The organism is Haloterrigena sp. H1 (assembly GCF_005938085.1).
Lineage (GTDB): Archaea > Halobacteriota > Halobacteria > Halobacteriales > Natrialbaceae > Natrinema.
In genome coordinates this window covers 2,175,473-2,198,615 of sequence record NZ_SMZK01000001.1, presented here as the reverse complement: position 1 = coordinate 2,198,615, position 23,143 = coordinate 2,175,473, and the positions used below count along the sequence as shown (strand labels likewise).

Here is a 23,143-nt window from a genome sequence, read left to right as displayed (position 1 = left end):
TTACTCTTTCTGGGCGTCGACGACCGCCACACCTGCGAGGTTCACGATGTCTTTGACTTCGTCGCCGCGCTGGAGGACGTGGACCGGCTCGTCCATGCCGACCAGCATCGGACCGATCGCGTCTGCACCGCCGAGGCGCTGGAGCAGCTTGTAGCCGATGTTCCCCGACTCGAGGTTGGGGAAGACCAGCACGTTCGCGGGCTCGTCGAGTTCGGAGAAGCCGTAGGTTCCCTCGAGGATGTCCTCGACGACAGCGGTATCGGCCTGCATTTCGCCGTCGACGGGGAAGTCGACTTCGGGGTCGTCCTGGAGCATCGCGGCCGCCTTGCGTGGCTTGCGCGTCCCCTCGTTGTTGACGCTGCCGAAGTTCGAGTACGAGAGCAGGGCCGCACGGGGTTCGACGTTGAACCGGCGGGCGAGTTTGCCTGTCTGTTTGGTGACTTCCGCGAGCACGTCTTCGTCGGGGGCCTGATTGACCGTCGCGTCGGCGATGAAGATCACGCGGTTTTTGAACGTCAGCATGTAGACGCCCGCCGCGTAGTCGACGTCGTCAGCGGTGCCGATCACCTGCAACGGTGGGCGAAGTGCCGACGGGTAGTGATGGGAGAGCCCGGACAGCAAGGCGTCGGCGTCGCCCTGTTCGACCATGACGCTGCCGAAGTAGTTCGTATCGTGCTCGATGAGTTCGCCGGCCTCGCTTCGCGTGATTCCCTTGCGCGCGCGGAGTTCGTGGAGCCGATCGGCGTACTCCTCGTAGTCGCCGACGGATGGATCGGCGACCTGCGGATCGTAGTCGAGGCCAAGGTTCGCAGCCGTTCCCTTGATCTCGTCTTCGTCGCCGATGAGGATCGGCAGGGCGATTCCCTGCTCCTGAATCTGGTAGGCCGCCCGAATCATCTTCTCGTTTTCGCCCTCGGCGAGTGCGATCGTCTTGGGGTCGCTTTTCGCCTTGTTGAGGACGACGCGCATCATCTCCCGTGATTTGCCCAGTCGGGCCTCGAGTTCTTCCTCGTACTCCTCGAGATCGAGGTCGATGCGGGCAGCACCGGATTCCATCGCGGCCTCGGCGATCGCCGGTGCGACGCGGAAGAGCACACGCGGGTCGACGGGCTTCGGAATGATGTAGTCGGGGCCGTACTGCAGTGGCTCGTCACCGTAGGCCTTGACGACTGCGTCTGGCACGTCCTGTCGAGCGAGGTCGGCCAGCGCCTCGGCACAGGCGACTTTCATGTCCTCGTTGATCTCGGTGGCGCGGGCGTCGAGCGCGCCGCGGAAGATGAACGGGAACCCGAGGACGTTGTTGACCTGATTGGGGTAGTCCGATCGGCCAGTGGCCATGATGACGTTGTCGTCGCGGGCCGCCTTGGCTTCCTCGTAGCCGATTTCGGGGTCGGGATTGGCCATCGCGAAGACGATCGGGTTGTCCGCCATCGACGCGACCATCTCCTGGGTGACGATGCCGCCGGCCGAGAGGCCGACGAAGACGTCCGCGCCATCCATCGCGTCCGCGAGGCTTCCCCCGGGAACGTCACGGGCGAACTGCTGTTTGTACTCGTTGACGTCGCCCGATTTGGCGCGTTCTTCAGTGATGATCCCCGTCGAATCACACATCGTGATGTTCTCTTTCTGGACGCCAAGCGAGACGTAGAAGCGGGCGCTCGCGATCGCACTTGCCCCCGCGCCCGAGAACGTGACCTCGAGTTCGTCGAGATTTTTATCTGCGATGTCGGCAGCGTTGAGCAGTGCGGCACCGGAGATGATCGCGGTGCCGTGCTGGTCGTCGTGGAAGACCGGAATGTCGATCTCCTCGCGCAGTCGCTCCTCGACGGTGAAACACTCGGGGGCTTTGATGTCCTCGAGATTGATCCCACCGAAGGTCGGCTCCATCATCTTGATGGCCTCGACCAGTTTGTCGGGATCTGCTTCGTCGAGTTCGATGTCGAAGACGTCGATATCGGCAAACCGCTTGAACAGGACGCCTTTCCCCTCCATGACGGGTTTCGACGCCTGTGCGCCGATGTCGCCGAGTCCGAGCACGGCCGAACCGTTCGAGACGACGCCGACGAGGTTGCCCTTCGCCGTGTAACTGTAGGCGTCGGTTTCGTCTTCGTCGATCTCGAGACACGGCGCGGCGACGCCCGGCGAGTACGCAAGCGCGAGATCACGCTGCGTGTTCGTCGATTTCGTCGTCGAAATCTCGATCTTTCCTGGGGGGTCCGTCCGGTGGTACTCCAGTGCGTCCTCGTCTAATCCCATATTGGGGACACTGTCGGGGACTACTAAAAACAATGCGAAGGGGACAATCGACGATCGTCGAACTTAGGGCAGGAACCGGGAGACGAGAGTGTGAGTGAGAAAACACAGCAATTCGACCGTTTTATACGGACCGCGAGAGTGACGTGGGGTATGGACGTCGCGCTTGGTGGGACCTTCGACCCCGTTCACGACGGTCATCGACGACTGTTCAAACGGGCGTTCGAACTTGGAGACGTGACGGTCGGGTTGACCAGCGACGAACTCGCGCCGAAGACACGCAGCTCGGACCGGCAGGTCCGATCACACGACGACCGAAAGGAGACACTCGCGACCGAACTCGAGCCGATCGCGGCCGAGTACGACCGCGAGTTCGAGATCCGCAAACTCGAGTCGCCGACAGGAATCGCGACTGAACCGCAGTTCGACTATCTCGTCGTCTCTCCCGAAACCCGCGAGGGCGGCGCACAGATCAACGAGATCCGCCATGAACGCGGCCATGACCCTCTCGAGGTGGTCGTCGTTCCACACGTTCTTGCCGACGACGGCGACATCATCTCGAGCACCCGGATCGTCAACGGCGAGATCGACGAACACGGAGCCGTTCGCGACGACAAGTGATGTGGCTCTCCGGCGCTGGAACGGTTTCGTCGCAGAGATACACGTCACGGCGCTGTCTCACAGCGTCAGATGCGTCGGTCGTGCGTGACCCTTACCAGCGCGGCGGCTCGAGCCCCGCCGACTCGAGCAGATCCTTCCAGCGTGACTGAATCGACAGCCGGGAGACGTCCGCAGCGTCGGCGACTGCACGCTGGGTGCGGCCGTCACCGGCGACGAGCGAGCCGGCGTACACGCTGGCGGCCAGCACCGCTCGCTTCGATCGGTCGGAGTCAGGGACGTCAGCGAGGAAGAGATCGGCTGCACACGACCGCGCCTCCGTCGTCAGCTCCAGCCGGTCGGCGATCTCCGAGAGTTCCTCGAGCCACGGTTCGTACTCGATGCGATCTCGCGCGCTGTGCATACGTCGCCTATCGGGTCGGATGAGATAAACGTGTGGTCCAAGCCACGCACTCGCCGGCTGACGCGGGTTCGTCACATCCCAATGCGACACTACGTCGTGCAACAGTTCACTACGAATTACTCAGTGAACCGCCTCGGGGTCAAGCCCCGGGGCATTCTCCTATACCGCTTGTAAATCGGCCGTTCACTGCTGATTTCACAGGCGGTACGAGGCGGATGCCCCGACCCTTGAGGTCGGGGAGGAAGCCGACACTCGATGAAGCTCACCACGCTCGATGGCAAGGCCGATTCCCCACCTATACGTAAATCTTTATTAGGTAACCGCTGTGAATGTGAACCACAGATGGACGACGCGCCACGACGCACCGTCCCCATCAAACTCGATGTGCCCGAAGAGCGTCGTGGCGACCTCCATCAAACCAAAGCCCAATTTCTGCACTGTGCCAACCGCACTAGCGAGTGGGCATGGCGGTACGACGACTACTGCATCACCAGTAAGTCAAAGGCTGAAAACGCCCTGTACGGTGAGCTGCGTGAGGAAACCGACCTCACCGCCAACCTCGTCCAGAAGGGCATCCGACGCGCCATCGAAGCCGTCACAGGTGGCGTCGGGAAACTGAAACAGGGCGAGAAGACGAGTCAGCCCGAGTTCGACTCGTGGAGCGTGGTGTACGACAAGCGGAGTGCGACGTTCAACGACGACCACGCCACGCTCTCCACGCCGAACGGCAGAGTCACCTGCGAATACGTCCTTCCACCCGAGGACGAACGTGAGAGTACGCCGTTCGGTCGATACTACGAGAGAGACGACTGGAATGCCTCCAGCGCCACGCTTCAGTACGACGAGCAAGACGACACGTTCTACCTGCACGTCACGCTGAAAAACCCGGACTACGTGGTTGACGGAACGGAACGCCAAGAAGCCAGTCACGATGATGAAACCCCCGAGAACGGAGTGGTTCTCGGCGTGGACTTGAACGTGACTGGCGCGTTCGCCGTCACCAGTACCGGAGCATTCCTCGGGAGCGCAGACCACCTCAACCACAAGCGCGACCAGTACGAACAACGGCGTGGACGCCTCCAACAGGTGGGCACTCGGTCGGCTCACCTCACGATTCAGTCTATCGGCAGTCGGTTCTCGAACTGGTCGCTTGACTGGCTCCAGAACCGTGCGAACAACCTTATCGAAGAAGCCCAAGACGCGAATGTGGACGGCATCATCTTCGAGAACCTCAACCATATCCGCGAGAATATTGCCAATGGCTCGAAGTTCCAGCAGTGGGCGTATGCGAAGTTCATGAAACTCGTGGAGTACAAGATCGAGTCCACGGAGTTGTTCGTGGACACGGTGAATCCCGCGTACACGAGCCAGCGGTGTTCGCACTGTGGGTTTACCCACGAGGACAATCGTGACGACAAGCAGTTCGCGTGTCAATCGTGTGGGTACGAGGTGAACGCGGATTACAACGCAGCGAAGAACATCGCGAATCGGTATTGCGGGTATATCCATCGCGGGCAGAAGTCTCGCGGTGGATGGGCTACCAGTCAGCTAGCCCTCAAGTCAGGGGCGTTGAACGTGAACGGCGACTACACGCCTACCGAGTTACTCGGGTAGAACGGGAGTTCACTGACAAGCCTCGGGGCTTGACCCCGAGGCGGTTGGCTAGGATACAACTACTAAACCGGTTACCAGCCGAACTGCGCCCCACACCAGCGGTCGGTGGCGGTCCACGACGCCCCATGAAAGAGCCAACCTGTAAACTCGTTTGTACTGGTTGCGGTCTCGAGATGCCCTATCGAGAGCGGGCGCTCGCCGAAGAGGCCGCCGAGTTGCATCAGTTGCGGGATCCCGAGCACGTGACCTATATCGTGCCACCGGACTGGTCGCCGGAGGAATCAGTGACCCGTTGCTAACGCGGACCGACAGGTACTTACTCGATTCTGCGAAAGGCGAAGACGAGCGCGGGTAGCCAAGCCAGGCCAACGGCGCAGCGCTTAGGACGCTGTCCCGTAGGGGTCCGCCGGTTCGAATCCGGTCCCGCGCATGTTTCTCCGAGCAATTTCGCGAGGAGAAGTATCGTCGACCGATTCGAACGAGAGAAGACGCGCGCAGCGAAGCGAGCACGTCTTCGCGTTGTTCGAATCCGGTCCCGCGTACTTGCTCGAGCCATCTTCCGGAGACCGACTGTCCGATAGCGACCCACGGCCGACGAATCACCGACTGTGCTCCGGCAGACGGCTCGCATTCGACCGTAGCGCGTCATAATCGAAAGACGTGTGTCCGACACCCCACAACGCTTATTCACGCGGCAACGAGTTGTAGTATCAATGGCCGGGTTAGACGACGTGTTCGGGGATCTCTTTGCGAGTGTGGATGCCGTGGCGCTCTTTTCGCCGAGTGGCTCCTACTACGAACAGGTCGCAGCCGTCGAGGACCTGAACGTGATCGTCGTCGGCACCGAAAACGCCGTCGGCGCGGAGACGTTCGTCGAGTTACCCCTCGAGTTCGAGGATATCACCGAGCGGATCCGCTTCGGTCTCGAGGGGGCGTTAGAACAGGACGTCATTGAGGATGGCGACGAACTCCTCTGTGCGACCAGCGCCTTCAGCGACGGGATCGATACAATCTCTCGCGTCCGGGCGGACGCAGAATCCCACACGGGGATCTACGATCTCTTCGCTAAATCTCGCGCCGAACCGGAGGTGGTCAAGGCGGTCCTCGAGCTGGCGATCGAACTGGGACAGAAGGGGCAGAAGGGCAAACCCGTGGGTGCGCTGTTCGTCGTCGGCGATGCGGGCAAGGTGATGAACAAGTCCCGACCGCTGTCGTACAACCCCTTCGAGAAGTCCCACGTGCACGTCGGCGATCCGATCGTCAACGTGATGTTAAAGGAGTTCTCGCGGCTCGACGGCGCGTTCGTCATCTCGGATGCGGGCAAGATCGTCTCGGCGTATCGCTACTTGGAGCCCTCCGCAGAGGGCGTCGACATTCCAAAGGGACTGGGTGCACGCCACATGGCCGGCGGCGCGATCACGCGGGATACGAACGCGATCGCGATCGTCCTCTCGGAGAGCGACGGACTCGTCCGAGCGTTCAAGGGCGGTGAACTCATCCTGGAGGTCGACCCGGAGGCGTACTGATATGGTAGCGTGGCAGTCGTTGCTCAACGAGCCAGCGGTCATCGCGGCGGCAGTACTGGCACTCGGGCTCATCGTCGGCTATTTCGTCGGCCGACTCAACGAGGAGTTGCTTGCGGCGTCGGGCGTCCCGGACGCTGTCGAGGGGACGCCGTTCGAGCGAACCGCCCAGTCGCTTGGCACCTCGACGGTCGAGATCGTCGCCAGGCTGAGTTCCTGGTTCATCTATGGGATCGCGGTGCTGACCGCGATTCACATCGCTCGACTACTGGATACAAACGCCTTCTGGCTCCGGATTACGGAGTTCATCCCGCAGCTGTTTATCGCCGTGCTCGTACTCATCGTTGGATTCGTCGTCGCAGACAAGTCTGAACTGGTCGTCAGCGAGTATCTACGAGGCGTCAAGCTCCCTGAAGTATCGATCATCCCGAAACTGGTCAAATACTCCGTTCTATACGTCGCCTTCATCATCGCACTGGGCCAGATCGGCGTCCACGTCCTCGCCTTGCTGATTCTCCTGACCGTCTACGCCATCGGCGTCGTCATCGTCGGCACCGTCGCGTTCAAAGACTTCCTCGTCTCGAGCGCCGCCGGCATCTATCTGCTGCTCAACCAGCCTTACGGGATCGGCGATCGGGTTCGGATCGGCGATCAGCGCGGGATCGTTCAGGAAGTCGATCTGTTCGTCACCAAGATCGAAGACGACTCCGAGGAATATATCGTTCCGAACCGGAAGGTCTTCGAGGACGGAATCGTCCGCATTCGCGACTGAGAGTGGATCTTGTCGGTAGCTACTCGAGCGAGAGCCCGGCGTGCCAGTGGTCGACACCGGCCTCGCGTTTAACGGCGTCCATTTTCGCTAGAAGGTGGGTTGCGAGTGTCGCAGTCTCGGCGGCGCGGGCTTCTCCCTCGGTTCTGAACTCGCCGGTTTCGCGGTTGGCGTAGACGGTACAGATCGCGCCTGCACGAAGGCCATACAGGTTCGCGAGCGTGAGAATAGCGCTCGCCTCCATCTCGATGTTTTTGACGTTCGCCGCTTTGAGATCGGCGACCAACTCGTCAGCGCCGGCGGCCTCGAAGCCATCGAAACCGGGCCGGCCCTGTCCGGCGTAGAACGAATCCGCGCTCATCGTCACGCCAGTGTGGTAGTCGTAGTCGAGTCGTTCGGCGGCGGCGACGAGCGCGGAAACGACTTCGTAATCTGCGGCGGCCGGATAGTCCTCGCGGACGTACTCGTCGCTCGTTCCTTCTTGCCGAACTGCGCCGGTCGTGATCACCAGATCGCCGACGGCCATCTCCGGCTGGATCGCCCCGCACGAACCGACGCGGATCATCGTCTCGACACCCACGCGAGCCAACTCCTCGACGGCAATCGCAGCCGACGGACTACCGATGCCGGTCGAGGTGACCGAGATCGGCGTTCCCTCGTACGTTCCCGTCGCTGTCCGGTACTCGCGGTGGTGTGCCCGATTTTCGTGGTCGTCCCAGAACGCGACGATCGTCTCGAGTCGCTCGGGATTGCCTGGCAACAGGACGGTGTCTGCTACATCGTCGGAGCCGACCTCGAGATGGTACTGGACGTCGGCGTTCGGATCTTCGCTATCGCGAACCATTGGATAGCGGCGATTCGATGTGTTGCGGTATATAACTGCAGGACGAGTAGGGTCATGCTATGTCACGGGGGACACTCACAGACACGTACGTCGCCGCAATCCAGCACGACTTGGCCGATCTCCCGCCGGACGCGACCCGCATCGGCGTCGTTCGGCGACCGACCGGCTGGTTTCACGCGGCCATCGACGAGAACCTGCCCGAGCTCGGGCCGCCAACGGACCTACTCGAGGCGTTTCGCGATGCCGAAGAGGACATGAAGATGCAGGGGTTCTGTGAGGAAGGCGCGCACAACGCCGCGTGGGACCAGGTCGGGTTCGAGTCGGCGTATCGGGAGTATCTCGAGGAGTCTGCCGAAGCGCAAGCAGCACTGTCGGACCTCGAGGAACGGCTCTCGGCCGGCGAATCGCTAGCGCTGGTCTGCTACGAAAATACCGAAAGAAAGCGGTGCCACCGGACGATTCTTCGGGAGAGACTCGAGGAAACGATATCGTGAATCGCCTCGGGGTCGTTCGGAAGGTCGAAGATCTTCTGCGATGACGGGAGAGCGTCGCTCTCTCGAACCACTTGACCCCGAGGCACTCAGCCTGCTCCGCCTGTAGCTGTCGTCACTCGAGTGTTTCCTGCGTGATCGTATTCGGGAGCAATTCGCCGAGCGTGTACTCGGTCACTTCGCCCTCGCCTTCGTCACAAAGCACTACGAGATCGTCGTCACAGAACTCGGTGAGCGTCTGACGACACATCCCACAGGGGGTGACGCCGTCACGACGATCCGAGCTCACCGCGAGTCGTGCGAACTCACGGTGGCCCTTCTTGACTGCCTCGGCGATCGCGACCTCCTCGGCGTGGAGGCTATTGCTGAAGTTGGCGTTCTCGAGGTTGCAACCGACAAAGACCTCGCCGTCTTCGGTCTCGAGGGCAGCACCAACTCGATACTCGGAGTAGGGGACGTGCGCGCGGTCCTGAACGTCGCGAGCGGCCTCGATCAGTTCGTCCATAGACGGTCGATTCGACCAGTGGCCACCAAAGGATATCGACTCCCTACAGCCGCTGCTCGATCGCCGTCTCGATGACCGACCGCGCTTCGGCGACGAGGTCGTCGACGGACTCGCTTTCCGCATACAGGCGGATGTACGGCTCCGTTCCGCTGGGTCGGACGAGCAACCACGAGGCGTCCTCGAACTCGAGGCGGATACCGTATTCCGTGTCGACCGCTGCGCCCGGGAACGCATCGGGGAGGGTCGTCTCGAGGGTGGCCATCGCGTCGGCTTTAGCCGCGTCGGGACAGTCGACGCTTACTTTTCGGTAGGGACGTTCAGTAACCGGCTCGCGAAGCGTTGCCGTGTCGCCGGCCTCGGCGACGAGCGCGGTGACGACGGCAGCGCTCACGACGCCGTCGATCCAGCCGCCGAACGCGGTGTGGATGTGTTTCCAGGGCTCGGCGGCGAAGACGATCTCGGTGTCTTCGGTACCTTGTTCGCGTTCTCTGGCGATTCCCTCGTGGAGGACCCCTAGGTGGACGCGCTCGACCCGGCCGCCGGCCGCTCGGACCCGCTCGTCGATCCGTGCCGAGGCGTTCGGTGTCGTGACGACGACCGGGTCACCGGCGTCGCTGTCGGCCGTGTAGCGGGCCGCGACCACGGCGAGAATCGTGTCCTCGTGGATCACGTCGCCGCCGGAGCCGAGAACGACGAGGCGGTCGGCGTCGCCGTCGTGGGCCAGTCCGAGGTCGAACGTACCGTTTGCGAGGAATTCGCTGAACTCCGTCAACGTCTCCGGCGTCGGCTTGCTCTCGCGGCCGGGGAAGTGACCGTCGACGGACGCGTTGACCGCGACGACCGTCGCGCCGAGGCGCTCGAGAACCTGTGGCGTCGCCAGTGCACCCACGCCGTTGCCGCAGTCGACGGCGACCCGAAGCCCCGCGAGTGGCTGGTCCTCGCTGGAGTGGGTTCCAAACCGCTCGCGGACGTAGCTGACGACAGCATCGCGATACTGCTCGAGTATGGCGAGGTGTTCCGAGTCACCCCACTTCTCCCAGCGGGCGAGTCCAGCGTCGTCGCTTGCCACGTGGTCGTCAACCGTTTGTTCTGCGTCGCTGTCGTACTCGACGCCGTCGACGAAGAGTTTGATACCGTTGTCCGCGGGCGGGTTGTGACTGGCGGTGAGCATCACGCCGCGTCGGCCACGCGAGGCAAAAGCGAGCGCGGGCGTCGGTACCTGTCCGAGTCGGCGGACGTCGGCTCCGGCGCTCTCGAGGCCGGCCTCCATCGCTGCCGCAAGCGCCGGTCCCGTCTCTCGACCGTCGCGGCCGACGACGAACGTTTCGCTGGGCTCGCCGGCAGCCTGTCCGACAGCGAGCGCGAGCGAGGGTGTGACGTCCTCGACCGGACCGCGAATTCCTGCAGTCCCAAAAAGTCTCATGTGTATGGGTTCCTCGAGGAGCCACTTAGCCTGTGTTGATTCTGTGCCTCTTTCCTCGAGGAACCCATCAGAAGAAATAGGGCGCGGTAGTCAACGGCGTTGCAACAGTCCCTGTATGCCGAACGCGGCAGGCATGTGGAGATAGAAGCGGCTGTGGTACGCAGCGAGCGCTCCTGTCAGTCGACCGTTGGGTTCTTACTCGGCGGGCAGATCGTCGATCAGGACGACGGCCTCACCGTTGATCACGGTCGTGTCGTCGTCTTCGTCTCGGACGAGCGTCTCGAGTCGGTACTGATCGTTCCCAAGGCTCTCGACGACTTCGACGCGCGCGGAGACGCGATCGCCGATGCCGACGGGGCCGCTGAACTCGAGGTCTTGCGAGAGGTAGATCGTGAGTCCAGGAAGCCGCGCGAGGGCGGCACTGATGAGCCCGGAGACAAGCGTGCCGTGGACGATGCGTTCGCCAAATCGGGTTTCGGATGCGAACTCTTCGTCGAGGTGGAGTCGGTTCGTGTCGCCGCTGACAGCGGCGAACGCCCGGATGTCCTCGTCGGTGAGCGCCTTCTCGAAGGTGACGGTGTCGCCGACGGTGATGTGGTCCGGATCGTCGACAGTCCGGTCGAACTGCCAGTCTAAATCGGAGTAGTCGATTGACGGAATTGACGGCGCAATTTGGTCGACCTCTGCGCCATTGCTCTCGTCGGTCGATGGCAGCATTGCAGAGACAGCAGCACGATTCGCCGCGGTCGCCGTTCGAAGGAATCCTCGCGTCATCGCCGACCACGCGTCGGTCATGGCCGCAAGGTTATCTTCGCCCGCGTTCTGATGGGACATCTATAGGCGGCTAAGTGTGGCGACTATATGACTTCTTTGGCTGTTGCAAGTCTCATTTTCTGACGGAAAATCACAGTAACTGGGACTTAGCGACGCTCTGCCTGTAAATATCCGCTTACAGGGAGGGCAATTATGTCAGCTGACCAGCCGTGATCGCTGTCCCTCATCGTAATAGAGAGGGATTACTAGACTGTACTCACCATCCCATGCCATCAAATGGTATCTAGTGGAAAGGCTTATTATGTCCGCGATCCAACTCACTGTTGATGACGGACGACTCCGACCGATCGCTCTGGTTCCCACCCACGATGTTTACCGAGCAGATGCAGGAAGCAGGCGAGCAGGTCGCTGAATCCCAGCAGGAGATGATGAAACAGTTGCTGCAGGCCACGTCGGCGAACCCGCTCGAGAACACGTCGGCGTTCGGGCCGATGAACATGGGCACGGCGACGTTCAAAGCCCGCGTCCAGAGCGGCGGTCGGATCAGCATTCCCGGTCCCGAACGGGAAGCCCTCGACATCGAAGAGGGCGATATCGTCCAGACCATCGTCGTTCCCGTCAAACGCAACCGAGAGGATCAATAATCATGACTCAGAACCCATTCACCGCAGTCTTCGACGCACAGCGCACCGCACTCGAACAGAGCCAGTCGTTCACCCACGATGCCCTCGAGGCACAACAGACGTCGATCAGCGTCTTCGCCGACGCCGTCGAAACGTCGAGCTCGATGGTCGAGTCCAACGCCGAACTGACCAAGGGCGCTGTCCACGCCTACTTCGACGCCATCGAGGCCTCGATGCCCGAGGACGCAGCCGACTTCGACGAACTTCGCGAGCTCGTCGACGAGGGCGTCGACTCGGCCACCGAGGCCCAGACGCAGTCGATCGACGCGATGCTCGAGGCCCTCGAGGAGTCGGAAGTCGCCTACGAGGAGTTCGCCCAGAGCTACACCGAGGTCGTCGATACGTCGTTCGATGCGGCTCTCGAGGCCCACGAGCAGATCGAAGAGAACATGAGCGCCGTCGCAGAGAACGTCGAAGCAGCCACCGACGAGTTCGACGCCACGGCGTAGACCGTCGGACTGGCCTAGTCTTTTAGTAGTCGACTCCCAATTTTATCCCAATGACAGATTCACAGCCCCAGTCACAGAACTGGAACGCGTTTGTCGAACAGTGGAACGAACAGTTCCTCGAAGCCCTCGAGGACAACATGGAAGCCCAAGCACAATTCGTCGAGAGTTGGTCGGAGACCGTCGGTGAGGTCAGCGAGGACAACGAACTGTCCGACGGCGTCGAGGGCTATGCCCGCGCCTACGAGACGTGGATGAACGCCTCTCAGCAGATGGTCGAGCGCATGAACGACCAGCTCGAGGGCGAAGACGTCAACGTCGAGGAGTTCCGCGATATCTGGCTCAACACGGCCAACGAGGCGTTCAAAGACGTCATGTCGACGACCGCTTTCGCGAAAATGACCGGCGAGACCGTCGGTGACGTCCTCGAACTCCAGCAGCAGGCCGACGAGGCCTCCCAGGAGACGCTCCGATCGCTCGGCTTCGCCACCGAGGACGACGTCGTCGAGATCGGTGACCGCCTCGTCGAACTCGAGCGCCGCCAGCACGCCGTCGAGGAGAAACTCGACCGCGTCCTCGAGCACCTGGACGAGCAATGAAGAACCCGTACGCAACCGCGCTGGAAATGCAGCGACAGGCCTGGGAGGCGACTGCCGGCCTAGCCGAGAAGAGCCAGGTCGCCCCCGAGCGCACCGAGACACTCGAGAACGCTGAAGTCGGACAGACGCCAAGCGAGGTCGTCTACGAGGAGAACAAACTCCGACTGCTCCACTACGAGTCGAAGACGGAGGAGCAACACGACGTTCCGATCCTCGTCGTCTACGCGCTGATCAACAAGCCGTACATCCTCGATCTCCAGCCCGACCGCTCTGTGGTGCAGACGCTGCTCGAAGAGGGCTTCGACGTCTACCTGATCGACTGGGGCGAGCCATCCAAACTGGATCGACAGCTCTCGCTCGACGATTACGTCAACCGCTACATCGACAACTGTACTGACGTCGTCCGCGAGCGCTCCGGCCAGGACGCGATCAACATCCTCGGCTACTGCATGGGCGGGACGATGTCGGCGATGTACGCCTCGCTGTACCCAGAGAAGGTCAAGAATCTGGGGCTGATGGCTGCCGGTCTTTGCTTTGCTGGCGACGGTGGCGTCCTCGAGCTCTGGGGTGCTGAAAACTACTACGATCCCGAGCGAGTCACCGAGACGTTCGACAACGTCCCTGCGGAGTTCTTAGATATCGGCTTCGCGCTGATGGACCCTGTCGCGAACAACGTGACGAAGTACGTCCGGTTCTACGACAACGTCGAGGACGAGGACTTCGTCGAGAACTTCGCCCGGATGGAACGCTGGCTCGACGAAGGGATCGATGTCGCCGGGAACGCCTACGAGGAGTTCATCAGCGACATCTATCAGGAGAACAAACTCTACAACAACGAACTCGAGCTGGGTGGCGAGCACGTCGACCTCACCAACATCGACATGCCCGTCCTCCAAATCGTTGCCGAGTACGACCACCTTATCCCGCCAGGAGCTTCCAAACCGTTCAACGAGAAGATCCCGTCCGAGGACACCGAAATCCTCGAGTTCGCGACGGGTCACATCGGGATGTCCGTCTCCTCACGCAGTCACGAGGAGCTCTGGCCACAGGTCTGTGACTGGTTCGAAGCGCGCTCGAACGGCACGGAGGAAAGTGCTGAGCCGGAAATAACAGCATCCGAAGCTGAAGGCGTCGCGGGAGACGAGTCGGGAGCAGTGGATCTTACCAACGGTGGCTCGACTGTCGAGACGAGTTCTGAGAGCAGTTCCCAGACGGACCTCGACTCCGTGGCGGGTTCCAGTACGGAGACGGAGCTTGACGCCGAGACGAGCGAGGGCGGTTCGGACGAGGAAGCCGAGTCCGAGACCGACGATCTCACGGAGCTGACCGGTGTCGGTCAGGCGTACGCTGAGGACCTCTCTGCAGCCGGCATCGACACGTTCGACCAGCTCGCAGAGGCAGATGTCGCTGATCTCGCCGCCGAGACGGGAATCGCTCCAAGCCGGATCGAAGACTGGATCGAGCAGGCTCAAGAACGGTAGCTCCCGTTTGGAGTTCCGTTGGGAGTACGGTAGCCGCTCGAGAGTAGCAGCCCCCACGACGATGCCCCCCATTCTCTTATGTAATTTTGGACATGGTTAGCGGTGGCGTTGAGGGTGCCAAGCCCCCGCCCTCAAGGAGCAGCCGAAGGCGGCGAGTAGGGCGGGTAGTTCACGTGCGCTCGCCTCCGCTTCGTACGGCTGTTACCACTATCAAATTACTGATTAATAACACGTCATTATTTATCATCGGGGATCGAACATACAGACTATGTCCATGGATGGTCGCACCTGTGTAATCACAGGCTCGGCACGGGGTATCGGTCGTGGAATCGCAGAGTATCTCGGTGACGAGGGGGCGAACGTTGTCATCAACTACCGATCGTCGGAGGAGGCCGCACACGAGGCTGTTGACGCGATCGAATCGGCAGGCGGTTCTGCCGTCGCCGCGCAGGCCGATGTCTCCAACCGCGCGGATGTCGAGCACATGCGCGAAGTCTGCCACGAGGCCTTCGGCCAGTGTGATGTGCTGGTGAACAACGCCGGTATCACTGCTGACAAGCAGTTTACCGAGATGTCCCGCGAGGAGTGGGACCGCGTGATGGACGTCAACCTCGGCGGCATGTTCAACTGCACCCAGGTGTTCTACGACGATATCTGGAACGCCCACGAAGGCCGGCTAATCAACATCTCGAGCGTCGTCGGCAAACAGGGCAACTTCGGCCAAGCCAACTACGCCGCTGCGAAAAGTGGCATGTTCGGGTTTACCCGGACGATTGCCCTCGAGTTTGCCAAGGGCGGCTCGACGGCTAACTGTGTTGCCCCCGGCTTTACCGCCACTGACATGGTCACGAGCGTCCCGGATCACGTGCTCGATCGAATCATCGCGGAGATTCCGCTCGAGCGGCTTGCTGAAGTGGAAGACATCGCTGCTGTGGTGCGGTTCTTGGCGAGTGAAGACTCGTCGTACGTGACGGGAGAAGTGATCGACGTCAACGGCGGAATGGACCTCTAGAAGGGGTCTCTCGCGGTTCTGGTCGTTAGCGGTTTCGGGTTATCTGTTTCTTCGTGTCCGAGGATTCTGGTTCCTCGAGTGGGTCCGGTTGGTCCGTAGTTTTGTTCGTTGGTTCCTTCTCTATCAATAGTTGGTGTGACTCAGGTGGTTCCGGGGGTTCGAGTGCTGCTATGAGTAGTTTCGCTGGTCGGCTCTCGAGGAAATCTGCGAGTGAGTGTGTCGATCGAAGCGCGGCGGCCGAGAGGCACTAGTGTCTCTTGCAGTCCCGATCGCCAACTTGAACGCCAGCGGTTCGTCGGTGCAGTACTTCTGAGCCTGGAGGGCGAGGCCGTTGACGACAGACTGAAAGCGACGGCGGTCTGCATCAAATGCGACTCGGACGAACGGACTGTGTATTTGACCGTTTCCCTGTGATCAGTGCCATGCGACGAGATCGGTGCAACTATTATCAACAAATCAGACACTATGGAGAATCGCCCGATGGTGTGATTTCAAGCAGTCGCTGAGAGACCGATAAGAGCCGCTGATTATCAGATTTAAAAACAATTCACTTTTACAGACTGATCACTATCCTCTAGATATATATTGGTCTGGTCCCCTCTGCCAGTTAGCATCGGTAAGTCGGTCTGAGAAAGCGGGGACGCAATGGGTTATACTACACTCCCCCTGTCTGCACCTCGTCGTTTGGGAAGGGTGTCAATAAGCTTTCTCACCGTCCGCAGGGCGGTGTTCAGATAAGGATGAAGGATGAGGCGGTTCGTTTTCTGAGTGATCTATGCCCGAAAACGACCGCCTCAATGGTTGTTTAGACGAGATCAACTTAGAGTTTGTTGAACGAGAAGCGACACCGCGATTGCTGATGAAGCTCAGTATTCAGCTGCATCTCGCGGGACTCTCGCTTTCGAATACTGTCTCTATTCTTGAGATATTCGGTGTCGAACGCGCTCGGTCCACCGTTCACAATTGGGTTCACAAGGCCGATCTACAGCCCGAATCTGATCGGTGTCCGGATCACGTTGCGGTTGACGAGACTGTGATCCAACTGAATAATGAGCAGTATTGGCTGTACGCCGCAGTCGATCCCAAGACAAGCGAATTGCTCCATACAAAGCTTGAGCCGACAACAACGAAGGTTCTTGCTCATTCGTTTCTTACGGAACTCTCCGAGAAACACGACGTCTCCGACGCCGTGTTTCTCGTCGATGGATCGCATTCGTTACAAGATGCATGTCAGCGTCACGGCTTTGATTTCAGATACGAGAAACATGGAAATCGGAATGCTGTTGAACGTGTCTTTCGAGAGATAAAACGACGAACTCTCTGTTTCTCAAACTGCTTTAGCAATGCCGAAGCAGAAACTGCCGACGACTGGCTCAGATCGTTCAGCTTCGCATGGAATCAGCTTATCTGAACACTACCGTCAAGGGAGACACAAAGACTGTTATCGCTGAAGAGTCCGATACAGTCTGATATAGACTATCCGCTTTTTCGAATAATGTTTACGATCAGCACTTCTAAGCGTCTGTTTGCACTGACAGCAGTATTACTCCCGTTTGATGTATATCATTATGGTCAAAATATCGGTTGGGGAGCGTACTTTACATTTGGTCGCTTCGTCAATTCAAACGCTGTTGGCACTCAGTTCCTCACACCAATACGCCTCTACCGTCTTAACAACCGATTCGATCCGAGCGGCCGAGTCGCGTTATTCTGCTGGCTTGGCGCTGCAGCACTGGCCCTACTTGCGACACTGTACATTCTCGCAACATGGATCGTCAAGCCTCCAGTCTTGGAACGCCGGGGCGATCGCACCGTTGGCGTCGCCTTCATCGTATCTGGTGGACTGTTCATCTTGAGTCGAGCACTGCTATACGATCAATGGCTTGTCGGGTCGTCAACCAATGTCCACTGGTTCTCAATGCCGATCGGGGCAGTGTACATGCTTTTTGTCGGAGCCATTTTCTACCGTGATCTCTTCCAAATCTGGGTGGACACCGACGATTCTGCGTCGTCGACAGTGAGCGATGGGTAGTAGTCTCTCTTCGTTTGAAGTTCGGAATAGAAATAGCGTCCTTTGAATTTACCTCTATTTTCAGTGATTGTCCGGGATCGAAGATCAATCATGGACATGTTCGAGATCCCGTGCGCAGTCTTGGGACCGTACTCGCTTCGGGCGTTGTCGATAGTCTACTCGAACTCAAGCAAAAGTGTTACACTTCATCGATTACACCAGACATCGGTGAATCGTAAGCCCAATCCCTCGATTGGGAAATAACCAAAATTAATATGTCCGTATGTTGGTGCACTAGTTACTTCAAAGAATATATGTGAGTGTAGGTTCCTTCCCTTACTCGATGCTTACTGGCTGGCGGTATAGATTTGTGAGTGCGGCGGGAACTGCATGTCTCGTCGTCGTCGCGGTTCTTGTCGCGAATTTTTCGACTGCTCAATCACTTTTCACCACCTTCGTTCCTGTATTCAATCGGTTGGAACCAACCATTCTCAGTGGATCGTCACTGTGGTGGGCACTAGCCCTGAGCGTCCTTGCGATCGCGGGGGCGGTCTGGCCACTGTACAAACCTCGACCTCGCCGCATCCTCGACACGGTCTTTCTTGTCCAAAAGCGGGTTCTTGTCGGTGGACTCGCACTTGCGACGCTGGGCTATTTTCAGTGGTCCCACCGCCTACCACGGGCGACACTCGTGATGATTGTCGGATTCCTCATGGTCGTGCTTCCAGGGTGGTTCCTCTTGATTCGAGGTCGAACAACTGATTCAGACGGTCGCACAGTGATCGTTGGCGACGACCTCACGCAGATCAAACGAGTCGTACCTGTTGTGGATACACCCGTGATAGGTTACCTCTGTCCGACGGTCACTGAGGAACAGGACAGATCAGTGTCCAAAAATGCCAAAGGAAAAGCGATCACGGACGGCGGTATCGAACTTCGCCATGAAGATGTTGCTGAGCGCAATGACGGACCTGATCAACCAGGACCGCTTGACGCGGCGTCCCGGCTTGGTGGCCTCTCGCGACTTGAGGACATCCTTATTGAGTACGATATCGAAACCGCCGTGCTGGCGTTCCGACAGGCAGACCGCGCGGAGTTCTTCGGAGCATTAGATGCCTGCCACGAGTATGGTGTGGATGCAAAAGTCCACCGACAGTACGCCGATAGCGTCCTGGTTTCAGAAGGGGACGTAGGAGAGTTAGTAGACGTTGATCTCGAGCCTTGGGATCCGCTGGACCACATACTCAAGCGAATATTCGACTTTGTGTTCGCGATTATCGGGTTAGTCGTGTTCACGCCGTTAATGATGGTGATCGCCGCCGCAATCAAATTCGATAGTCCAGGACCTATATTCTACAGCCAGAATCGAACTGCAGGTTTTGGCGGAACTTTTCCCGTATACAAATTCCGATCAATGGTTCCTGAAGGGGAAGATGCAACACCTACTGAAGACGAAGAAAATAATCGGATTACACGTGTTGGTCAGGTGTTACGAAGGACTCACCTAGACGAATTGCCGCAATTGTGGTCGATATTTACGGGTGATATGAGCGTTGTTGGCCCCAGAGCTGCGTGGACAGAGGAGGAAGCCCTGCTTGAGCAAGATACTCCGGCCTGGCGCAAGCGGTGGTTCGTGAAGCCGGGATTGACTGGTCTCGCGCAGATTAACGACGCGAAAAGTACCGACCCCGATGAAAAACTTCGGTACGATCTCGAATATATCCGACGACAGTCGTTCTGGTTCGATGTAAAGATCGTAATTCGTCAGATTTGGAAGGTTCTTGAGGACGTATGTGGGACTATCTGGAGATGATTATGTATTTCATCTCCAATATCATCATATGAAACCCACGTATGGTGAGTGTCCACGCCAATTATATCAGGGCTGATTAAGAGAATAGTATTCAACCAATAAGACTGATTTATGCTCTTAAGAATCTCTGATAGAGTTGTCCACGAATTCGATTTGGGAGCAGTCGCGGTACAGTTCTAATCATTGCATTTGAGAAAGCCCTTGGAGCAGAGACAAATCCAATATCATAAAAATCCTTTTGAAGACGTATCTCCTCTCGAGCATATTCCAAGCCTCCACGTCGGGTGTACATATTGGTTCCTCCTCGTACTTTCACAAGGACTTTGGCTTGATTGCGGAACTCATAACCAGATTGAATCATTCGTGCCCAAATCTCATAGTCTTCCATTCGATCGACTGGGCGGTAGTTACCAGCATCAACAATTGATTCACGTCGTGCGCTGACAGTTGTCTGATTCATTGGACAGCGAAATTTGGCCATCGCTGTTATAGACTCGTGTTCAACTGGGACTTCGCGGACGGCATGTGGATCTCCTGGATCATCTTCAAACTCAGCAATGTATCCCCCAACAACATCAGCGCCCGTTTCATCAAGAAATGCGAGCTGGGTCTCAAACCGTTCCGGAATGCAGATATCGTCAGCATCGTGAATCGCAACGATATCCTTGGTAGCGTTTTTAACAGCTTCACGAAGTGCTGCTCCGTGGCCCCTATTACGGGGTAGGGAAACAACCTCTACCGGGAACTCTGTTGGTCCCAGAACATCCCTAATCACATTATTAATAACTTCTGGGACTGGTCCATCTTTCACTAAAACAAGTTCGTCTGGAGGACGAGTTTGATTTCGGATACTACAGAGCGATTGGGATAATTCCGCAGGATTATCACCATGGTAGGTAGTGCAAAGAGCTGAGAGTGACAAGCTTGGCATATTCGGGTAAATAAAATAGACGGATAAATAAGACAGCATTGATGTACGTCTGTTTCATTTTCCACCGCGAGATTCCTGACACAGGTCCGACTGCGGTGGCTGAGTCTGCTCGGGACTTAGCACTCAAGACAGACCGAACAGGAGCTAAAGTAGCAGACTCTTGGCGTGCGTAACTAAGCGGTGCCATACGGCCTTTCCTTGCAGGGAGATAGAAGGTATTTTCGTCGACAATTGCTTGATGAGTGATGGTTGATTGCTGTGTGGTATAGTTAGTAGTATAGACGGTTAGGGAGATTTCTTAGCCGCGTCACAGTTTGATCCGAAATGGGGGTTCGCTGCCGGAGCAAGCTCGGTAAATCTTGGAGAGCAGAGATCCACCCGCGGATAACAGCTGGAATATCTAGCCGCGAGAGATACAACGTATATCCTGTCCAAATGAATAAGTAAATTATCGCGAACCGCCACGGGACATGCCGTACTGAGAGGCGGATTCGGTTCTCAATCATCTTCTGAGTGTAATACGAATCACCATTCCGTCCCTCTGGAGATTCTTTATGAATTATCTCGACGGACGGCTCGTAGATAATCGTATACCCTTGCTCTAAGAGCTGATACGACAAATCCAACTCTTCTGAACCATACTCAAATTCAGACGGATATCCATCTGTCTTAGCTAATGCTGACGCACGAATCGCATGTCCGCAGCCAACATACCATGTAGTTTCAAACCGAGTGTCTTTCATCTGATCTTTATCATATCCAGGGAACGATTCCACTTTTTTGGAGTACGCATTCCGGACTTTGAACGCGAGAACCCCAACCTCGTCGTATTGCTCAAAAACACTCTCGATATGACTTGCGCAGTCGTCAGTTGTGAACTCTGCATCATCGTCAATGGTGACGAGATAGTCTCCAGTTGCTTTCTCGTGAGCGATATTTCGCGCTTGTGGAACACCCATTCGACCATCGTAGTGGTAGTAATTGATTTTTGGCCGGTCATACTGGCCGCCATCGGAAAATAGGTTGCTTGTTCCGTCCGTTGAATTACTGATGACGATAATTTCGTAATCGTCGTAATCTTGTGCAAGAATCGAGTCGATAGCGTCTCTCAACTCATTCTTTCTATTGTAAGTGATGAGACAAAATGATAGGGTTGGTGTATTCATATCTCCACCTCTATCGCTTCCCATATTTTATTATTTATCCTTCCCCAATCATACTGCTTGACTTCCTCACGGGCTGTCTCTCCTAATAACTCTCTACGTGTTGGCGTATCAGCTAAGTCTTCAATGGCTGTAGCCCATTCGTCGGAATTATCTGGTGGGACAAGAATTGCCGACTCTTGGTCTGTTACAATTTGAGAAACCCCGTCCAATTCGGTGGCAATAATTGGCTTTCCAGCAGCCATGTATTCAAATACTTTCACAGGGTATGAATACTGATAGTTCTCAATAGAGTCCGTCAACGGACACAAACAAATATCGGCGTTTGATATCTCTTTGAGTGCGTCAGGATGCGGGACACGCCCAAGCACTGTGACATCATGTCGTTGATTTTGTATGTTGGAAAGCCAGTCGTCGTTCTGTTGGCGGAGCGGCCCGACGAGACGAAGTTCAATATCGTCTCGATCAAGCTGAGAGATCGCGTCTAAGACTTGCTGGAGCCCTCGTTGTTCTCGGATAGGGCCGATGTAGGCAAGAGTGACTAAGTCATCAGTGGTGTGATCATCCCATTGCACAATCTGGCGGCTAGTGTAGTCAACATCTGTTCCATTAGTGGTGTAGAGCACGTTATCTCTGTCCGGGTTGATATCGTAAGAGCTGAGAATACCAGGCGCAAGGGCAATGACTACTAGGTTCGCATGTTTGAGAGTACGTCGAGTAATAGCCAATAGACCATTGTTATAGATACGTGCGATAACTCTGCCAGGTGACTGTGGCATTCCTTCGAGATCGATCCCGAAATGGGGGCTATCGAAAATGTCTGCAACCCACGGGAGTCCTGCTAAGTGGAGACAGTAGCCAGCGAGGAGGGCTTGTGGGGAATAATCAGTATGAGTGTAGGCGACATCGTGGCTGCGGACGATTTTCAGCGCGGTATAAATCATCCAGATGGGTAAGACAAACCGCATAAAAGCGGTTTCACCAGCCGTGTGGACTGTTGCTGCATCGTCTTCAAGCTCTGAGCAGATTCCCCGACGAGTAATAAAATGTGTTTCATAGTGCTGACAAGCGTACTGTGCACGCTGATACTGTGACTTATTCCGGCCACATTTCACTTGTTGAAATAGAAAGAGGACAGCCCGGTTACTCATTACTAAGGCCGACGTGACGCTTTGGCTAAAACTACATTGGTTTTTCCTGATTACGTGATCCCAGAGATACCGCTGAGAGGATGCCCACTGAATTACTCACGATAAGTGTGTCATAAAATTCATCTCATAGCTTGAGTTTCTCACGGCCCGGATCATCTCCCCGCTCGAAATTGGTGATTGCAACAATGATCCGGAGACACAGCGCAAGGAATACTTCTACTCGTGTGCGTACGCGGGCCCGGACGTGTCCGAGGCCGCTGCCCTTGACCGTGTCGTTAGTTCGTTCGCCCCCTGTCCGACAGTTGTACGTCTCGTCCAAGATGGATTGCTTGAACTGAACGTCCTTGCTGTGTTCCTTAATACGGGCTTCGAACCTGCACTCGATATCGACCGGATCGTCAGTATTTCGCGGGTTGTACGGAGCGATCGGCACGATCCTTGCAGCCAGCAGGAGATCGTGCCAGTCGAGGATTTCGTAGGTGCTGTCTCCAAGCATCCAGATCGGTGTTTCGACGGCGAGCGCGTCACGTGTGACGCACGTCGCCGTCTCTTGGGATGCTTGTTTGGTCTGTGTGAACTCTGCCGCGATCAGAATCTTTGGTCGTGTCCCAAACTCGTCTAGAGTCGTAACTGACT

The 23,143-nt window shown here is 57.4% G+C and carries 23 protein-coding genes, 1 tRNA gene and 1 pseudogene; 14 read left to right on the top strand and 11 right to left on the bottom strand.

The genetic code is table 11. The annotated features are described in order from the left end of the window. Nucleotides 1-2,256, bottom strand: a complete 2,256-nt coding sequence (locus E2L06_RS10975; RefSeq protein WP_138781337.1) for an NADP-dependent malic enzyme — start codon at nucleotides 2,254-2,256, stop codon at nucleotides 1-3. Nucleotides 2,257-2,406: 150 nt separating this feature from the next. Here E2L06_RS10975 and E2L06_RS10970 point away from each other — a divergent pair, with 150 nt between their 5' ends. Continuing rightward, a complete protein-coding gene (locus E2L06_RS10970; protein WP_138781335.1) occupies nucleotides 2,407-2,874 on the top strand; it encodes a phosphopantetheine adenylyltransferase in 468 nt (155 codons plus the stop codon). 91 nt (nucleotides 2,875-2,965) lie between these two features. Here E2L06_RS10970 and E2L06_RS10965 read toward each other — a convergent pair whose 3' ends face one another. Continuing rightward, nucleotides 2,966-3,274 (bottom strand): transcription initiation factor IIB family protein, encoded by a 309-nt coding sequence (locus E2L06_RS10965; protein WP_138781333.1) that lies wholly within the window; start codon nucleotides 3,272-3,274, stop codon nucleotides 2,966-2,968. Between the two features lie 342 nt (nucleotides 3,275-3,616). Here E2L06_RS10965 and E2L06_RS10960 point away from each other — a divergent pair, with 342 nt between their 5' ends. After that, entirely contained in the window at nucleotides 3,617-4,888 is a 1,272-nt protein-coding gene (locus E2L06_RS10960) for an RNA-guided endonuclease TnpB family protein (protein ID WP_138781331.1), read from the top strand. Between the two features lie 71 nt (nucleotides 4,889-4,959). On the opposite strand, the gene E2L06_RS21880 is transcribed toward E2L06_RS10960, so the two are convergent. Continuing rightward, on the bottom strand, nucleotides 4,960-5,130 hold the full coding sequence (locus tag E2L06_RS21880; protein ID WP_171052277.1) for a hypothetical protein: 171 nt from the start codon (nucleotides 5,128-5,130) through the stop codon (nucleotides 4,960-4,962). Between the two features lie 103 nt (nucleotides 5,131-5,233). Here E2L06_RS21880 and E2L06_RS10955 point away from each other — a divergent pair. The 3 genes from E2L06_RS10955 to E2L06_RS10945 all read left to right on the top strand — a co-directional run bounded on the left by E2L06_RS10955 (nucleotide 5,234) and on the right by E2L06_RS10945 (nucleotide 7,183). Further along, nucleotides 5,234-5,318 (top strand) — tRNA-Leu (locus E2L06_RS10955). 283 nt (nucleotides 5,319-5,601) lie between these two features. Beyond that, nucleotides 5,602-6,414: a diadenylate cyclase DacZ gene (gene dacZ, locus E2L06_RS10950; RefSeq protein WP_138781329.1), complete on the top strand. Its 813-nt coding sequence runs from the start codon at nucleotides 5,602-5,604 to the stop codon at nucleotides 6,412-6,414. A gap of 1 nt (nucleotide 6,415) precedes the next feature. Beyond that, nucleotides 6,416-7,183 carry a mechanosensitive ion channel family protein gene (locus tag E2L06_RS10945; RefSeq protein WP_138781327.1) on the top strand — a complete coding sequence of 256 codons (768 nt, stop codon included), beginning with the start codon at nucleotides 6,416-6,418 and terminating at the stop codon, nucleotides 7,181-7,183. 19 nt (nucleotides 7,184-7,202) lie between these two features. Here E2L06_RS10945 and E2L06_RS10940 read toward each other — a convergent pair whose 3' ends face one another. After that, the gene (locus E2L06_RS10940) at nucleotides 7,203-8,024 is read right to left on the bottom strand and encodes a nucleoside phosphorylase (protein WP_138781326.1); all 822 of its coding nucleotides are present in this window, start codon (nucleotides 8,022-8,024) and stop codon (nucleotides 7,203-7,205) included. A gap of 59 nt (nucleotides 8,025-8,083) precedes the next feature. Between E2L06_RS10940 and E2L06_RS10935 the strand changes: the two genes are divergently transcribed. Continuing rightward, a complete protein-coding gene (locus E2L06_RS10935; RefSeq protein ID WP_138781324.1) occupies nucleotides 8,084-8,518 on the top strand; it encodes a DUF488 domain-containing protein in 435 nt (144 codons plus the stop codon). A 112-nt stretch (nucleotides 8,519-8,630) separates the two neighbouring features. Here the strand turns inward: E2L06_RS10935 and cdd are convergent, their stop codons facing one another. The 3 genes from cdd to E2L06_RS10920 all read right to left on the bottom strand — a co-directional run bounded on the left by cdd (nucleotide 8,631) and on the right by E2L06_RS10920 (nucleotide 11,277). Beyond that, nucleotides 8,631-9,020, bottom strand: a complete 390-nt coding sequence (gene cdd, locus E2L06_RS10930; RefSeq protein ID WP_138781322.1) for a cytidine deaminase — start codon at nucleotides 9,018-9,020, stop codon at nucleotides 8,631-8,633. Between the two features lie 43 nt (nucleotides 9,021-9,063). Continuing rightward, the gene (locus tag E2L06_RS10925; protein WP_138781320.1) at nucleotides 9,064-10,443 is read right to left on the bottom strand and encodes a phosphomannomutase; all 1,380 of its coding nucleotides are present in this window, start codon (nucleotides 10,441-10,443) and stop codon (nucleotides 9,064-9,066) included. Between the two features lie 195 nt (nucleotides 10,444-10,638). After that, nucleotides 10,639-11,277 carry a MaoC family dehydratase gene (locus E2L06_RS10920; RefSeq protein ID WP_138781318.1) on the bottom strand — a complete coding sequence of 213 codons (639 nt, stop codon included), beginning with the start codon at nucleotides 11,275-11,277 and terminating at the stop codon, nucleotides 10,639-10,641. A 266-nt stretch (nucleotides 11,278-11,543) separates the two neighbouring features. Between E2L06_RS10920 and E2L06_RS10915 the strand changes: the two genes are divergently transcribed. The 8 genes from E2L06_RS10915 (at nucleotide 11,544) to E2L06_RS10880 (ending at nucleotide 19,262) form a co-directional block, all read left to right on the top strand. After that, nucleotides 11,544-11,861 carry an AbrB/MazE/SpoVT family DNA-binding domain-containing protein gene (locus E2L06_RS10915; RefSeq protein WP_138781316.1) on the top strand — a complete coding sequence of 106 codons (318 nt, stop codon included), beginning with the start codon at nucleotides 11,544-11,546 and terminating at the stop codon, nucleotides 11,859-11,861. Between the two features lie 2 nt (nucleotides 11,862-11,863). Next, nucleotides 11,864-12,349 carry a hypothetical protein gene (locus E2L06_RS10910; RefSeq protein WP_138781315.1) on the top strand — a complete coding sequence of 162 codons (486 nt, stop codon included), beginning with the start codon at nucleotides 11,864-11,866 and terminating at the stop codon, nucleotides 12,347-12,349. Nucleotides 12,350-12,399: 50 nt separating this feature from the next. Continuing rightward, complete coding sequence (locus E2L06_RS10905; protein WP_138781313.1) at nucleotides 12,400-12,945, top strand: poly(R)-hydroxyalkanoic acid synthase subunit PhaE; 546 nt, start codon at nucleotides 12,400-12,402, stop codon at nucleotides 12,943-12,945. After that, nucleotides 12,942-14,426, top strand: coding sequence for a class III poly(R)-hydroxyalkanoic acid synthase subunit PhaC (gene phaC / locus E2L06_RS10900; protein WP_138781311.1), 1,485 nt, complete (start codon nucleotides 12,942-12,944; stop codon nucleotides 14,424-14,426). The genes E2L06_RS10905 and phaC overlap by 4 nt, the downstream gene beginning before the upstream one ends. A gap of 268 nt (nucleotides 14,427-14,694) precedes the next feature. Then, entirely contained in the window at nucleotides 14,695-15,438 is a 744-nt protein-coding gene (locus tag E2L06_RS10895) for a beta-ketoacyl-ACP reductase (RefSeq protein WP_138781309.1), read from the top strand. A 775-nt stretch (nucleotides 15,439-16,213) separates the two neighbouring features. Next, complete coding sequence (locus E2L06_RS10890) at nucleotides 16,214-16,849, top strand: IS6 family transposase (protein ID WP_138778164.1); 636 nt, start codon at nucleotides 16,214-16,216, stop codon at nucleotides 16,847-16,849. Between the two features lie 84 nt (nucleotides 16,850-16,933). After that, nucleotides 16,934-17,470 carry a hypothetical protein gene (locus E2L06_RS10885; protein WP_138781307.1) on the top strand — a complete coding sequence of 179 codons (537 nt, stop codon included), beginning with the start codon at nucleotides 16,934-16,936 and terminating at the stop codon, nucleotides 17,468-17,470. Nucleotides 17,471-17,792: 322 nt separating this feature from the next. Then, the gene (locus tag E2L06_RS10880; protein WP_138781305.1) at nucleotides 17,793-19,262 is read left to right on the top strand and encodes a sugar transferase; all 1,470 of its coding nucleotides are present in this window, start codon (nucleotides 17,793-17,795) and stop codon (nucleotides 19,260-19,262) included. 109 nt (nucleotides 19,263-19,371) lie between these two features. Here the strand turns inward: E2L06_RS10880 and E2L06_RS10875 are convergent, their stop codons facing one another. From E2L06_RS10875 to E2L06_RS10860, 4 genes and pseudogenes are all read right to left on the bottom strand, one after another. Continuing rightward, a complete protein-coding gene (locus tag E2L06_RS10875; RefSeq protein WP_171052348.1) occupies nucleotides 19,372-20,193 on the bottom strand; it encodes a glycosyltransferase in 822 nt (273 codons plus the stop codon). Between the two features lie 269 nt (nucleotides 20,194-20,462). Then, nucleotides 20,463-21,359, bottom strand: coding sequence for a glycosyltransferase family 2 protein (locus E2L06_RS10870; protein ID WP_171052347.1), 897 nt, complete (start codon nucleotides 21,357-21,359; stop codon nucleotides 20,463-20,465). Then, nucleotides 21,356-22,507: a glycosyltransferase gene (locus E2L06_RS10865; protein WP_138781299.1), complete on the bottom strand. Its 1,152-nt coding sequence runs from the start codon at nucleotides 22,505-22,507 to the stop codon at nucleotides 21,356-21,358. The genes E2L06_RS10870 and E2L06_RS10865 overlap by 4 nt, the downstream gene beginning before the upstream one ends. Nucleotides 22,508-22,631: 124 nt before the next feature. Then, nucleotides 22,632-23,114 (bottom strand): annotated as a pseudogene (locus tag E2L06_RS10860) (transposase); the annotation flags it as partial. Nucleotides 23,115-23,143: the final 29 nt, after the last annotated feature.

What these genes read in the sequence shown, in the direction of transcription:
- E2L06_RS10975 (WP_138781337.1), bottom strand. Translation starts at nt 2,256, where the DNA reads ATGGGATTAGACGAGGACGCACTGGAGTACCACCGGACGGACCCCCCA.
- E2L06_RS10970 (WP_138781335.1), top strand. Translation starts at nt 2,407, where the DNA reads ATGGACGTCGCGCTTGGTGGGACCTTCGACCCCGTTCACGACGGTCAT.
- E2L06_RS10965 (WP_138781333.1), bottom strand. Translation starts at nt 3,274, where the DNA reads ATGCACAGCGCGCGAGATCGCATCGAGTACGAACCGTGGCTCGAGGAA.
- E2L06_RS10960 (WP_138781331.1), top strand. Translation starts at nt 3,617, where the DNA reads ATGGACGACGCGCCACGACGCACCGTCCCCATCAAACTCGATGTGCCC.
- dacZ (WP_138781329.1), top strand. Translation starts at nt 5,602, where the DNA reads ATGGCCGGGTTAGACGACGTGTTCGGGGATCTCTTTGCGAGTGTGGAT.
- E2L06_RS10945 (WP_138781327.1), top strand. Translation starts at nt 6,416, where the DNA reads ATGGTAGCGTGGCAGTCGTTGCTCAACGAGCCAGCGGTCATCGCGGCG.
- E2L06_RS10940 (WP_138781326.1), bottom strand. Translation starts at nt 8,024, where the DNA reads ATGGTTCGCGATAGCGAAGATCCGAACGCCGACGTCCAGTACCATCTC.
- E2L06_RS10935 (WP_138781324.1), top strand. Translation starts at nt 8,084, where the DNA reads ATGTCACGGGGGACACTCACAGACACGTACGTCGCCGCAATCCAGCAC.
- cdd (WP_138781322.1), bottom strand. Translation starts at nt 9,020, where the DNA reads ATGGACGAACTGATCGAGGCCGCTCGCGACGTTCAGGACCGCGCGCAC.
- E2L06_RS10925 (WP_138781320.1), bottom strand. Translation starts at nt 10,443, where the DNA reads ATGAGACTTTTTGGGACTGCAGGAATTCGCGGTCCGGTCGAGGACGTC.
- E2L06_RS10920 (WP_138781318.1), bottom strand. Translation starts at nt 11,277, where the DNA reads ATGTCCCATCAGAACGCGGGCGAAGATAACCTTGCGGCCATGACCGAC.
- E2L06_RS10915 (WP_138781316.1), top strand. Translation starts at nt 11,544, where the DNA reads ATGACGGACGACTCCGACCGATCGCTCTGGTTCCCACCCACGATGTTT.
- E2L06_RS10910 (WP_138781315.1), top strand. Translation starts at nt 11,864, where the DNA reads ATGACTCAGAACCCATTCACCGCAGTCTTCGACGCACAGCGCACCGCA.
- E2L06_RS10905 (WP_138781313.1), top strand. Translation starts at nt 12,400, where the DNA reads ATGACAGATTCACAGCCCCAGTCACAGAACTGGAACGCGTTTGTCGAA.
- phaC (WP_138781311.1), top strand. Translation starts at nt 12,942, where the DNA reads ATGAAGAACCCGTACGCAACCGCGCTGGAAATGCAGCGACAGGCCTGG.
- E2L06_RS10895 (WP_138781309.1), top strand. Translation starts at nt 14,695, where the DNA reads ATGTCCATGGATGGTCGCACCTGTGTAATCACAGGCTCGGCACGGGGT.
- E2L06_RS10890 (WP_138778164.1), top strand. Translation starts at nt 16,214, where the DNA reads ATGCCCGAAAACGACCGCCTCAATGGTTGTTTAGACGAGATCAACTTA.
- E2L06_RS10885 (WP_138781307.1), top strand. Translation starts at nt 16,934, where the DNA reads ATGTTTACGATCAGCACTTCTAAGCGTCTGTTTGCACTGACAGCAGTA.
- E2L06_RS10880 (WP_138781305.1), top strand. Translation starts at nt 17,793, where the DNA reads ATGCTTACTGGCTGGCGGTATAGATTTGTGAGTGCGGCGGGAACTGCA.
- E2L06_RS10875 (WP_171052348.1), bottom strand. Translation starts at nt 20,193, where the DNA reads ATGCCAAGCTTGTCACTCTCAGCTCTTTGCACTACCTACCATGGTGAT.
- E2L06_RS10870 (WP_171052347.1), bottom strand. Translation starts at nt 21,359, where the DNA reads ATGAATACACCAACCCTATCATTTTGTCTCATCACTTACAATAGAAAG.
- E2L06_RS10865 (WP_138781299.1), bottom strand. Translation starts at nt 22,507, where the DNA reads ATGAGTAACCGGGCTGTCCTCTTTCTATTTCAACAAGTGAAATGTGGC.